Annotated in this window: 12 protein-coding genes; 9 read left to right on the top strand and 3 right to left on the bottom strand. The window is 42.4% G+C overall.

Annotated elements, in window-relative coordinates; translation table 11 throughout:
- Positions 1-210 precede the first annotated feature (210 nt).
- From AC1F2U_RS12370 to AC1F2U_RS12340, 7 genes are all read left to right on the top strand, one after another.
- Positions 211-792 (top strand): phycobilisome protein, encoded by a 582-nt coding sequence (locus AC1F2U_RS12370; RefSeq protein ID WP_480261377.1) that lies wholly within the window; start codon positions 211-213, stop codon positions 790-792.
- Positions 793-1,244: 452 nt separating this feature from the next.
- Positions 1,245-2,108, top strand: a complete 864-nt coding sequence (locus AC1F2U_RS12365) for a phycobilisome rod-core linker polypeptide (protein ID WP_480261376.1) — start codon at positions 1,245-1,247, stop codon at positions 2,106-2,108.
- A gap of 476 nt (positions 2,109-2,584) precedes the next feature.
- Complete coding sequence (locus tag AC1F2U_RS12360; RefSeq protein ID WP_480261375.1) at positions 2,585-3,343, top strand: phycobilisome rod-core linker polypeptide; 759 nt, start codon at positions 2,585-2,587, stop codon at positions 3,341-3,343.
- 206 nt (positions 3,344-3,549) lie between these two features.
- Complete coding sequence (locus AC1F2U_RS12355) at positions 3,550-4,086, top strand: phycobiliprotein lyase (protein WP_480261374.1); 537 nt, start codon at positions 3,550-3,552, stop codon at positions 4,084-4,086.
- A 99-nt stretch (positions 4,087-4,185) separates the two neighbouring features.
- Positions 4,186-4,815 (top strand): CpcT/CpeT family chromophore lyase, encoded by a 630-nt coding sequence (locus tag AC1F2U_RS12350; RefSeq protein ID WP_480261373.1) that lies wholly within the window; start codon positions 4,186-4,188, stop codon positions 4,813-4,815.
- Complete coding sequence (locus AC1F2U_RS12345) at positions 4,809-5,147, top strand: CpeR family transcriptional regulator (protein ID WP_099102916.1); 339 nt, start codon at positions 4,809-4,811, stop codon at positions 5,145-5,147. The genes AC1F2U_RS12350 and AC1F2U_RS12345 overlap by 7 nt, the downstream gene beginning before the upstream one ends.
- 345 nt (positions 5,148-5,492) lie before the next feature.
- Complete coding sequence (locus AC1F2U_RS12340; protein WP_480261372.1) at positions 5,493-6,500, top strand: phycobilisome rod-core linker polypeptide; 1,008 nt, start codon at positions 5,493-5,495, stop codon at positions 6,498-6,500.
- Between the two features lie 352 nt (positions 6,501-6,852).
- On the opposite strand, the gene AC1F2U_RS12335 is transcribed toward AC1F2U_RS12340, so the two are convergent.
- Entirely contained in the window at positions 6,853-7,518 is a 666-nt protein-coding gene (locus AC1F2U_RS12335) for a glutathione S-transferase family protein (protein ID WP_480261371.1), read from the bottom strand.
- 287 nt (positions 7,519-7,805) lie between these two features.
- On the opposite strand from AC1F2U_RS12335, the gene AC1F2U_RS12330 reads away from it, so the two are divergent.
- Complete coding sequence (locus tag AC1F2U_RS12330) at positions 7,806-8,723, top strand: M23 family metallopeptidase (protein ID WP_480261370.1); 918 nt, start codon at positions 7,806-7,808, stop codon at positions 8,721-8,723.
- A 251-nt stretch (positions 8,724-8,974) separates the two neighbouring features.
- Here AC1F2U_RS12330 and AC1F2U_RS12325 read toward each other — a convergent pair whose 3' ends face one another.
- Together AC1F2U_RS12325 and AC1F2U_RS12320 are read right to left on the bottom strand one after the other, a co-directional pair.
- Positions 8,975-9,829: a cyanophycinase gene (locus AC1F2U_RS12325; RefSeq protein ID WP_480261369.1), complete on the bottom strand. Its 855-nt coding sequence runs from the start codon at positions 9,827-9,829 to the stop codon at positions 8,975-8,977.
- A 424-nt stretch (positions 9,830-10,253) separates the two neighbouring features.
- Positions 10,254-10,457 carry a hypothetical protein gene (locus AC1F2U_RS12320; protein WP_094348985.1) on the bottom strand — a complete coding sequence of 68 codons (204 nt, stop codon included), beginning with the start codon at positions 10,455-10,457 and terminating at the stop codon, positions 10,254-10,256.
- Between the two features lie 328 nt (positions 10,458-10,785).
- Between AC1F2U_RS12320 and AC1F2U_RS12315 the strand changes: the two genes are divergently transcribed.
- Positions 10,786-12,696: an ATP-binding protein gene (locus AC1F2U_RS12315; protein ID WP_480261368.1), complete on the top strand. Its 1,911-nt coding sequence runs from the start codon at positions 10,786-10,788 to the stop codon at positions 12,694-12,696.
- The last annotated feature ends 171 nt before the right edge of the window (positions 12,697-12,867 follow it).

Below are 12,867 nucleotides of genomic sequence, written 5' to 3'. Positions count from 1 at the left end.
AGCCGTGTACACGGAAACGGGTACGCACGGATCTAACTGAGAGGTGCGGGGAATAATATCCCCCATCGACTCAACCTTAATTTAAGGGCATTGGGCAGAAGAGGCAGAGGGGCAGAAGGGCAGAGGGGAAAGACTTACTGCAACTTCTCCCATGCTCCCCTGCTCCCCTGCTCCCCCACCCCAATGCCCAATACCCTATCCCCTAAATCAATGACTCAATTAAGCGAAACCGTTAAAGAATTAATCGCTAAAGCTAGAATTGTCAGCTTTGCTGAGTGGGAACAGTCCCATCCAAAAGCAGCGATCGTTATATTTCAAGCTGCGGATGATGCTTTTCGCTACCTGAGCGATGAAGATTTATCGCAGATTAAAACCTTGTCAGCCGATAATTCAGAGTTGATTCCTGTTGCTCAATTGTTACGCGATCGCGCTGCCGAAATCGTTGACGAATCTAGAGAACAAGTTTTGGCAACTTATCCCGAAATTATCCAGCCTGGAGGCGGTCTTTATCCACCTGAACGCGCCCAAGCTTGCTGGCGAGATTTTTGGCATTTTCTTCGCTGCATTACTTATGGCATAGCAGGTGGCCGCACTGAATATACAAGTCCCACAGGGCTGCATTATATGAATTTGCTCTATCAGGAATTACAAGTTCCATTGGATGCAATGATTTTAGGCTTAAAAAGCATCAAGGCTGCTAGTTTGAAACGCTGCCAAGCCGAGCGCCAGCAAATTCTTGCTCCCTATTTTGACCATTTAATCAGCCAATTGGCTACTTTCCAAATTCAATAAGTTAAGTGTAAGTGGGCATGAATAATCAAAGGTTTGTAGTCAGAGCTTCAACCCTGACTAACAGACAATATTACTTAATTTTATATTGCGTAAAATAGTTGAATTTATTCATGCCCACTGGTTGAGATAAACTTAAGAGACTCAGCACAATTAATACTCTGGCTCAAGGGAATGGCAAAATACCATCATTTGCATCCCAATTGCAAATCAAATACTAAAAAAAAGCTGAATTTTCTCTAAAGTATGATTTAACTTAACAAATTTTAATAAATATGGTTTCAGCATCGTATCACAATGTGTAAAGGCAAACGATGCAAAAACTTAAAATCATCACGACTAATAAGGATTTAAAGTCTGTATGTCCCCTACTTTGTCACTATGATGTAAAGTTTTTTAACATCTGCTGAATATCCTTCTCATAAAATTTAGTTGTTAACTGGGAGATAGTTTGAATGGCTTTTGGACCAGCATCACGATTAGGGGTCGCTCTGTTTGAAGACACCGATCCCGTCGATCTGTGGCCAAATCGCTCTAATGAGGATGTTGAAACCGTAATTAGAACTGTCTATAAACAAGTTCTAGGCAACGCTTATGTAATGGAGAGTGAGCGGCTTTCTGTTGCTGAATCTCAACTCAAACGGGGTGAGATTAGCGTTCGCGGGTTTGTGCGTCAAGTCGGGAAGTCGGAACTTTACCGTTCGCGGTTTTTTGATAACGCCCCTCGTTATCGAGCGATTGAATTAAATTTCAGACATTTCCTTGGTCGTGCGCCATTGAATTTAGAAGAAACGCGTACACACAGCACTATTCTGGATACAAAGGGCTTTGAGGGTGAGATTGATTCCTATCTAGACAGCGACGAATACCAAGAAACTTTTGGGGAAAACATTGTGCCTTATATTCGGGGCTACAAAACCGAAGCTATCCAGAATTTGGTTCAGTTTACCCACTTGTTTCAACTGGTACGTGGTTCCTCTAGCAGCAGCCTGAAAGGTGACTTAGCTGGCAAACAACCAAAATTAAACAGTCTGCTAATTCAAAGCACGCCTACTCCTGTGGTTTCACCAGCCAGCAAGGGCGCTACATTCCGCAACCCAACATCTACCCCTCGCACTCGTCAGGGTGTGGGATCTGGTGATGATGGTAAGGTATACCGGATTGAAGTTACTGGCTACAAGGCAAATGTGGTAAATAATATTTCCAAGTTTCGCCGCAGTAACCAAGTCTTTTTCGTGCCATACAATAAGCTTTCACAAGAGTATCAGCGGATTCACAAGCAGGGCGGCACGATCGCCAGTATTACCCCTGTCAACTAAAGAATAGAAATTGGAAATTTAGAGATTAGGGATTGGGAAATAATTCTGCTGTACTCAGTCTCTAATCTTTCAATCCCCAGTGTGACTCGTTCTGGGATTTACGCAAAACTAAACGCGTTCAAGGGCAATACCTTGCGGAAAGCCGCTTCTGAGCGAGACACTCCGCCTAGCTAGCTTCCACCTAGAAGTATGCATCTACATAAAATTGCCCTTACCTGAAAAGAATGATTTTCGGCTATTTTTTGCGTAAATCCCGACCGATCAAAAGTTAGCCAAAGCGATCGCTAATCTGGAGTTTGACCAATTCCGCCGTCAGTTGTCAAATACGAAAATATTTAACACACTTTCACAAACTAAAGTTTTACAAAAGCTAGTCAGTAGCAAAAATAACTGACAACTGATGGGAAAATCTACCTCTACAAGAGGTAGAAAGCTCGGAAATTTAATTTAATTAGCGTTTTTCAGGAGATACTTCAATGTCACTTTGGGCTATTGATTCACCTGCTGTTGAGCTGCGTCCGAACACCAGCGAAAGTGAATTACAAACACTGATTCGGGCAGTTTACAAACAGGTTTTGGGTAATGCTCACTTGTTAGAAAGTGAGCGACTAGCCACTGCTGAATCGCAATTGCGCGATCGCAAAATCAGCGTCCGCGAATTCGTCAACATAGTTGCAAAATCAGAAATTTATCAATCCCTATTTTTCAACTCTTCTTCCCAGTATCGGTTCATTGAACTGAACTTCAAACACCTGCTAGGGCGTGCTCCTGCCGATCGAGCAGAAATTTCCGAACACGTCCGCATCTACAACGAACAGGGCTATGATGCTGAGATCGACTCCTATATCGATAGCAACGAATATCAGCAGAATTTTGGCGAGAATATTGTTCCCTATATTCGCAGCACAAGCTCCCAAATCGGAATTAAAAATGTTACCTTTAACCGCACCTTTAGCTTAGTCAGAGGATTCGCTAGCAGTGATAGCGCTCGCAAAGCCAAACTGATCGGCGATATCGGTTCTAATTTACCCACATCCATCAAAGCTCCCGCCGCTGGTTCTAGTGTCAGCACCACCAACAAACGCTTTTTGATTAAAGCTGTCAAAGGTGCAGGTAATCTCCGTACTCGTCTGGGCAACCTGGAATACGTAGTTAACTACAACCAACTTTCTGGACAAGTGCAAAACATTCATCGCACAGGCGGCAAAATTGTCAGTATCACTGAAGTTGCTTAGATTTGTCTAAGTAGGAGACTGGGGACAAGGGGACAAAAGAAAACTCCTAACTCTTGTACAGACGCGATTAATCGCGTCTCTCCCCACTCAGCACTCCCAAATTCAGTTGTAGTCAAGGAGGCTAATATATAGACTAGGAGAATAACTTTCTTTTTTACCAAGATATCTCTTGGATTTTAAGCTACTTTTTTAAAATCGCTTTTCTAATGGAAATTACTGAATTTTTTGAACTTTCAATTGGACGATGGCGATCGCAGCGTAGCGCTCATCATTTAGCATTTGCCCACTTTGAAGAGGTATTGTCTAACATTGAAATTGAGTCTCTATCCACCAACGATCCAGCGGTGGTAGCAATCTGTCAATTGTATAACACTGAACCAAGCAGTATCACTCACCCTTTTCGGATGACTTGGGAAGGTGAGTCAGACTGGGACGATAAACCAATCTCTGGCAGTACTGTACTAGTACCAATTCCCGATGTCGAAAATCCTTCTAGAGGAAAACTCCTGCGGGATAAGGGTTACGCTGAAACAATTCCAGCAGTAGCTAAATATCATTTGAGCGATGATGGTATTTTTACCCTGCTCACAGAGTATGAACTCGCTGCTGCTGAGGAGCGAATTTGGTTTGCTAATCCAAATCTCCGATTTCGAGTAGCGACGATTAAAACCAGTGATGGTAAAGGTGTGACAACAGCTTCCTTTTCTTCAGAGATTCGCTCTTTGTCAAGTTCAACCAATTAGCAAATATCAGGTTAAAACATAAAAGGATACAAGCTCCTAAATTTATTTATGGGGATTGTAATGTGTGAATTTTGAATTTTGAATTTGGAGCGAAGCGACGTGACGATAGCGCCCAGCGAATCTAGCACCAACGCTAGCGATTTGCTCACCTTAGCCTGTTGGATGGCAGGAGATTTTAGCAACTACAAGCAATCTTTTGCAAATCCGCAACTTTACGCCCACATTCACATTTATTTTCGTCCTTTACCGATTGAATTTTTTTCTGGTATCGGTTTCTATTCTGAACAAGCTTATGACCACGATTTATGGACACCCTATCGTCAAGGAGTACATCGACTAGTCGATTTGGGCGATCGCATTTATATCGAAAATTACAGCTTGAAAGATCAGATGCTTTATGCAGGTGCAGCTCGTGAATTAGATATCCTCAAAACCATCACCCCAGAAAGCATCGAACGGCGTTATCACTGTTCAATGGTTTTCCAACGAGAAGGTGAAATGTTTCGAGGTAGTGTGGAACCAGGCAATCAATGTCTGATTAAACGCAATGGATGCCAGACATATCTTGTCAGCGAAGTAGAAATAACCGAGCGTACTTGGATAAGTCTAGATAAAGGTATGGATATTGAAACCCATAAGCAAATATGGGGATCTACCGCTGGCCCATTACAATTTGAAAAACGGGAAAGTTTTGCTGATGAATTACGTGCGGTGAGCGCATTATGTTGATTCAGCTTGAATCTGTTAAAACCAAAATGTTGCCTCCACTGGCTGAAAAAAAGATGCGCTGCTGGATTCGCAGCCGTCACTTGATTTGTTCGGGTAACTTTTTTATATTCGAGACATTAGAATATACAACGATTGAGAGATTCTCTGAGTGCGTTGCTTCTTTAGGAGGAACAGTAATATCCGTTGACCCGGTTAACAAAATTTGGATGGGCGATCATCGCCAAGTAATTCTATATCAGGCAAAAGCTAGTTTACATACACCTCATCATACTTTGAAACAATACTGGATAAAATACGGTGGTTTCTACACTAGATTTGATGAGCGTGCTTGAGAGTTACTATCCTGTAGAAATTATTCTGACAGGCGTTTATACTCTGATTCAAAATTAAGTTTTGAATTTTAAATACTCCCCAAGGGGGTTGACGGCTAATTATTAGTGTCTAATTGCTAATTTCTCATTGTGATTAGCTGTTAGTTATTAATAGTTAGCCGTCTAAGTTTGTTAGAAAATGTAACTAAAAAAATCCCCAAAAGTTGATAAGTTAATATCAATAACCAGTAATTAGTAAATCTTAAGTAGGGACTGTTATGGCTTTGCATTTTAGTATTGCCATCCTGCTACAGAAATTGTATTTTACTTGACAAATTAGTTACTTTTACCCACAATAAACCAACGATGCAGACCTTCTTAGACGAAGAAACCAGACGACGCCAATATCAAGCATTTCCCCAAACAGAACCCATCGAACTGTGGAATACTGCTTCAGTTGATGACATTGAAATTGTAATTCGGGCAGTTTATCGGCAAGTGTTGGGTAATGCTTACATCATGGAAAGTGAGCGGCTTGTAGTTCCAGAATCTCAACTCAAGCAAGGCATAATCGATGTGCGTGAGTTTGTGCGTCAAGTTGCCAAATCAGAGTTATATCGCTCCAGATTTTTTGATAACGTTTACCGCTACCGAGCAATTGAACTTAACTTTAAGCACCTGCTAGGCCGCGCTCCCGATGACTACTCCGAAACTAAACATCACAGCAACATTTTAGATGAGGAGGGTTTTGAGGCGGATATTGATTCTTATCTTGATAGCGACGAGTATCTAGATGCCTTTGGCGAGAATATAGTGCCATATTACCGGGGTTATAAAACTCAAACGGGCAAAAAGATATTGGAATTTACCAATATGTTACAACTGCTGCGGAGCAACTCTAGCAGCGATAAGAACTTAGCAAATAATAATGAACCTCAACTGGTGCGATCGCTAATTACCAACGCTCCTTACGGTAGACAGAAACTCACGGATATTAGTGCATTGCTGGCTGAAATATTCAAGCCCAAGTCAGAAACTACTACTCCAGTTAATACCTTTATTGCAGCTTCCACAGCAGCCGAGGAAAGCTTGCGGCAAAAAATTAAAGAGCAAGAAAGCCAGATTGCAACTTTGCAACAACAATTAGCAGACTTACGACCATTTGCCAACATTGGGACAACAAAATTTAGTAGTAGTTGGCAGTCTTCTAGTGTGCCCACCACCACAGGCGAATATACATCTTTGCAACAGCAAGCTGACGCCCAAGAAAAACAGATTGCAGCTTTGCAAGAGCAAATTGCTGATGCTCGACGATCTGCGACAATTGGGGAAGCCCGGTTGAATAAGTGGCGCAGTCGCGTTTTTAATGGCTAATTTCTCTACTGTTTAGTTTTATCGGGTGGGTTAGGCAAGTTTAACTCACCCATTTTTTCACTACAAACAAATAAAATACTTTAACCCTAATTCAAGAAGCTGCTTGCAGCAAAGGGAGAGAAAGCGTAGCTTTAGCAGGGTGGGGTTCTTCAGATTTAATAAGTAATTAAGCGGACAAGCTTTCGATGTAACACTATGGGCAATAGTGTTATATCATGTCCGACTAATTAGTTCTAATTCCTAAATCTATGCAGAAAGCCCAAAAACCCCTCCCCTCTGCACCTCTGCGCCTCTGCGGTCTTAATGATAAGTCTTTAACCGGACATGATATTATATCTATCTTTTGCGCTAGTCAGCCAGTCGGTTGCTGACGCGTGAAAACCGCTAATTGAGCGGCGAAAGCACGCTTGAAGGCGGGCCGCGCTTCGCCACGGGCGACATAGGTAGAGAGATTCGGATAGTCGTCCAGCATACCCAAGTCTTTCAACCTGAGCAGCACTTCCACCATCATCAGGTCGCCTGCGCTGAATGCGCCATCGAGCCAGTCGGCATCTCCAAGGTGACTGGAAAGTTCTCCCAGTCGGTTACGGATGCGATCTTCGAGGACACGCAGGCGCTGCTCGTACCAGGTCTCATCGCGCTCTAAGTACGTGGCCATTTCCCGATCGACGATTGGCGGCTCCATCGTGTTAAGTGCGGCAAACATCCATGCGATCGCTCGCGCTCGACTATTCGCATCGTCTGGCAACAGCCCTGTATGGCGCTCCGCGACATGCAACACGATCGCCCCCGACTCGAACAGGGTGAGATCGCCTGACTCATAGGTTGGAATTTGCCCGAAAGGATGAAGCGCACGGTGCGCGGGTTGCTTCATCTCACTGAATGAAACAAGACGAACGTTGTAAGGTTGACCCACTTCTTCGAGCGCCCAGCGAACGCGCATGTCACGCGCTAGTCCCTTGCCGCCATCAGGCGATCGTTCAAAGGCGGTAATAGTGGGTGTCATTGTCAGGGTCATGGTGATTTCTCCTTCTCCTTTCGGTCCAATTTTCTGCTTTGGGTGTGTGTTCTGTCCGGCAAGAACAGTAACTCTAGATATCAGCATCAAAGCTGGCATTAAAAGCACCGGCGGAACTATCGCAAAAAGACAGATGTAACACTATTACCAATAGTGTTACATTTTGCGCTTGTCATGCTTTAGTCTAAACTCCAGTCACTAAAGATTTCCTGATATTTTGCGAGTAAGCTTGAAACAACAAATAATCAGAAAGTGTCTGAATTATTGTTCTAATAGACTTGCAACTTATGAAAAAATCTATAATTTATCGATACCGTACTTATGGACTAGTTGGGTTAATATCCTTAAGCGCTGTATTAACTACACCTACATCTGCCTTAACACAATTGGCAGACGATTCCCCAATTGGGCAAACTCCTATCCCTACTTCTAACTTAATCTGGCCAACTAAAGGGTTTATTTCTCAAGGCTTCCGCAAATATCAACATGAAGGCATTGATATTGCAGGGGCGTCTGGAACTCCTGTTGTTGCTGCGGCATCCGGTACAGTTGTTAAAGCAGGTTGGGATAATTGGGGATTAGGAAATGCCATAACTATTAAACATCTCGACGGCAGCACTACTGTCTATGGCCACAATCGCCATTTGTTGGTGAGCAAGGGTCAACAGGTCATTCAAGGTCAAATGATTGCCGAGATGGGATCTACAGGCAATAGTACAGCACCTCATCTGCACTTTGAAGTTCATCCAAATGCTCGAATAGCAGTTGACCCCCTTCGTTTGTTGACATCGGTAACTGCAAGTGTTGGCTCCGGTTCTAAAGTTCAGCCAGTGGATAACCAGAACCGCCCAGTCTCGCCACCCCCAGTAGCAAATCAAGTTTCACCCTTACAGCAGACAATTCCCGTAGATTTTGCACCTGTAAGCACTGATACGAAATGCAATGGAATTAGTCTTATTGAAGGTGAGACTATAAGCTCTCGTGTAAAAGTCTGTGAAGAAAATGGTCAATTATTTTATATTGGGCAATTGAAGCAAGCCTCAAGCAAGCCTATAAAGATAGTAGCTTTGAATATTGGTAAAGACAGATATCGAGCAGATAATGGTAGTTTTTATTATTTAGTCACTCCGCAAAGAGTTGAAGTTTGGCGAAATGGCAGTCAGATTCGTTCTGACAGTTTTTATAGTTTAACGAAATCGCCTTGATATTCTTTCTACCTTACTTTGGTGAAGATGGTTATTTTAAATATCACTCTTTGCTATACCAGAGTGTTAAAAACCTAACTACTACGCAGACTTTATTTCGCTTAAACTCAGGTTTTGAAGCGCTTTGATATCCCCTGCCTATCAAAGGTTGAGACAGGGGATATTACAGCAATTAATTGAAGAAGAATTCAGAATTCTGACTTCTGAATTCTGTTCAATAAAACTTTCAGTTTAAATACACTTACTAAAAGTTAAGTGTTAATTGAAGCAAGTGATTGAGAGCCATTTGGTACAGAGCCATTATTCAGGATAGGCTGACGAGTTTTCAGGTCAAATTTGAAGCCATGTGGCAAAATATGAAGCTTTGCGCCACAAATCGCCAAAGACTCATCCTTCAAAATTTCGCCCATATTGTTATATGTAGCTTCTGATTCATCAACAATCGTAACCGCACCTTCACCAATCACTTCAATTTGGTTATCTACCACTACCATAGCGGTATTTTCGTCAATACCAAATCCCAAGACAGCAGGCTGTAGTATCAAAGCTGATATTAAACGTCCCAAGCGTCCCCGTTGGGAAAAATGCTGGTCAATTACTACCCCTGGTAAAAATCCCATACCTGGGCCCATTTCGACAGTTTCAATCCGAGGATGTGTTTCCGAGTCGCCTTCCACAATCATTACGTCTGGCATCACAGCAGCTCCGGCACTTGTGCCTGCGATAACTGCGCCTTCAGAGAACCGTTTGTGAATCGCCGCATCGATTTCGGTGTCCTTGAGGATGTTGGTAATACGAGCTTGATCTCCCCCTGTAAAAAACACCCCAGTTGCTTTATTAATAGCTTCCAATGCGGTAGATGAAGCTGCATCTTCACGGGTTTCTGTATCAATGATGCGAACAGTTTCGGCTCCCAGGCGCTCAAACACTCTGATGTAATTTTCTCCCACTTCTCTTGGTAGTTCTGTGGCTGCTGTCAGAATTACAATATATGCCTTTGTACCTCCAGCGCGTCTTACAAAGTCCCGCAAAATTACGGAATCACCCTCTTTATCTTCGGCTCCCCCAATAATTACTAATTGCTTTTTGATATTACTTTCAACCATGATGCCCCCTGGGATTTGAGTTAACAAATTTCACTAAAACATGACAATTCAATGTATCAAATCATCCCTTTGATAGATTACTTGATAAAAGTAGGGTTAACATTTGCGTAGATGTATACCCCTATGGAAAAGCAAGCTACGCAAAGCGTCTCTCTGCGACACGCTGCGCGTTCGCGTAAGCGTCCCGCAGGGAACGTACAGAAGCAGCTTGTCGTTAGACATGGCAATTAGACCAAAATACTTTTCTGAAAAATTATCTAATTTTCCATTTACTAAATAAAATCTACAACATCAACTGCCTCTAGAAAATACTTCTAGAGGCATTTTTCGCTATATTGCTAATGGTCGATTGGAGATTTATCGGGCGATGTGAGTAATTGGTATTGACCCTAGCTAGATGCAAATAGATATTTGATGGCAAGTCCTAATGAACCCGACTTCTGTAAAGCAAGTTAGTTAAGAAAAAACGTGCTTGTTCGAGTGGGAGATGCCTGGGTTTGCCTTGGTAGACAATTTGATATTCATTCATGTCTGCGCCATCTCCATGCCCAGAGATCAGCTTTTGGTGAAAAGCTTCGTCAGCTAGTTCTCGAATTTCATCTCTTAGAGCAGCTTGTGTGCTATTCATACTTTGCTGTCTTTTTATACTGTCTTTTTAATGCCCCACATCTATTTATACAATTTTTGGATGAGTGTTGCACCTTTCAAAGGTTATATCTTTAATAATTCATGAGGATGAATTGACTGTTCTTGGTTCCTGGCAGAAGATTGAATATTTAATTATGCCTTAAGATAGTTAAAAATGCTTAGTAATAGAGTTAACGTGGGTTCTGATTAGCTCAGTGCCAAAGCCATCACTCTCCAAAATTAACTTGAGTCAATCTACAATCAATAAGTCTGAGTAACTATAACTCAGCATTAAAAATTCAGGGTGTTTAGCCGAAGGTTCGCAATCAATGGTTCTACAAAAAAGCAGTGAATTAGTCCGCATTAATGCTAGAAGAACGGATGTATTCGATATTTTCAACTTCAAGCATTACCTTGGCCCCAACCCTTATTTAAATGTAGGGGCGCTAGTATTTGATTTTGCTCTAATTGACTCTAGAGAGCCTTTGCCCATTGAAGATTATATTGCCAGCATTGGCGATCGCTATCCAAATCTTCGCGATCAAACCTACGAATCTTATGCCCATCTCTTTGCCCAAGTTGTGTCCGAAGCCGCAAAATTGGACATGGATCTACACCTTAACCGCTGGAGTGTGAAGCCATATCCAAATCTCACGCGGATTAGCATCCAATCACTACATGAACGCACAACTAGAGAGGTAATTTACTTTGTTTGGGATTGGTTTGAAGCTATTACCCAAGACGAAGACTTTCCCTTTGATGAGCAGCTGGTAAGACTGCAAGATAGATTTCGCGCATCTGTCTATGGAGGCCCCACGGTTTACGCTCTATTGCGAACAGCTTATGAGAAAGGTATTCCCGCCTTTTATCTGTGGGAAGAAGGATTGATGCAATACGGTTTAGGAAAAAAACATGTCCGGGGGGTAGCAACCACATTTAACTGTGATAGCCATCTAGATTCGGAGTTTACTACCCGCAAAGATGATTGTAAGGCATTTTTGAAAACCTTAGGTTTCCCAGTGCCTGAAGGTAGTATTGTCTTTTCCGAAAAAGAAGCCTTGGCAGCAGCAAGAGAAATTGGCTACCCAGTGGCAGTTAAGCCAGTGGTAGGTCACAAAGGAATTGGCGTTACGGCTGATGTGCAAGACTCAAAAGAACTGATCTCTGCTTATAATCGTTCACTAGCAGCGATTCCCGAAAATCAGCAAACCCGAATAATTGTTGAGAAAAGCATCTCAGGATCGGATTTTCGTATGTTGTGTGTCAATGGTCGATTCGTCGCCGCCACAGAACGCCGTCCCGCATCAGTTGTGGGTGATGGGTATTTAACACTTGCAGAGTTAATTCGCCAAGAGAACCGCAAACCTGCACGTTTAGATACGCCAACCTCGCCGATGAGTAAAATTCAGATCGATGAAGCGATGGAACTCTACCTAGAAGAACAGCGCTTATCATTAGACAGTGTGATTGAGAAAGGACGCACTGTTTACCTGCGTAAAGTTGCCAATCTTTCAGCTGGAGGTATGAGCATCGATGCAACTCCGACAGTTCATGATGACAATATTATCTTGGCGCAAGATATTGCCCAACATTTCCAACTGACTTGCTTGGGGATTGATGTTATTACCAAAAGTCTTGCAGAATCTTGGAAATCCAGTAACTTTGCCATCCTGGAAATCAATGCTGCACCAGGCGTTTTAATGCATCTTAAACCTTCTGTTGGTGAAAGTGTTGATGTACCTTCTCATATTTTAGAAACCTTTTTTGAGTCGGGTACAGATGCCAGGATACCAATCATTACCTTTAACAAAATCTCAGTTGAAGAACTGCAAGCAACGATTGACCATATCCTTTTGCAAAATTCCAACTTGACAATAGGTGCTGTTTGTCGTGACGCCGTTTTTGTGAATCGCTCGAAAAAAGTATTAAGCAAAGATTACAACAGTAATGTTCAAACTTTGCTGCGTCATCCCAAACTTGATTTGCTAATTGCCGAGTATCCTGAAGAAATCCTCGAAGAACAAGGCATATTTTACCAAAATAGTAATATCGTAGTTTTGGATAATCCCACCGAAACGGAAATGATTTTGGTGCGGGATGTTTTCGATAGTTCGACTGTGGTGATTAAAAAAGGCAACGATATTTCTATTCGTCGCAAAGGGTTGATTGAAGATTATACTTTGGGTGAAGATGAACCATTTACGCGGGTTTATTTGAAAGAAACTGGAGCAATTTTGTAAGTGAAGTAAATAGGCGCTTCGGAATTGGGAAGTAGGGGAGCAGGGGAGCAGGGGAGCAGAGGAGAAGTAGCAGTAAGTCTTTCTTTCCCCTTTGCCTCTTTGCTCCTCTGCCTCTTGTGTCTTATGCCCAATTTCCAGTTCAAGCTTCCAAAGATAGAGAAATTATAGAGT

The sequence above is a fragment of the Nostoc sp. LEGE 12454 genome (assembly GCF_056620565.1).
This window is presented reverse-complemented; position numbering and strand designations above follow the sequence as displayed.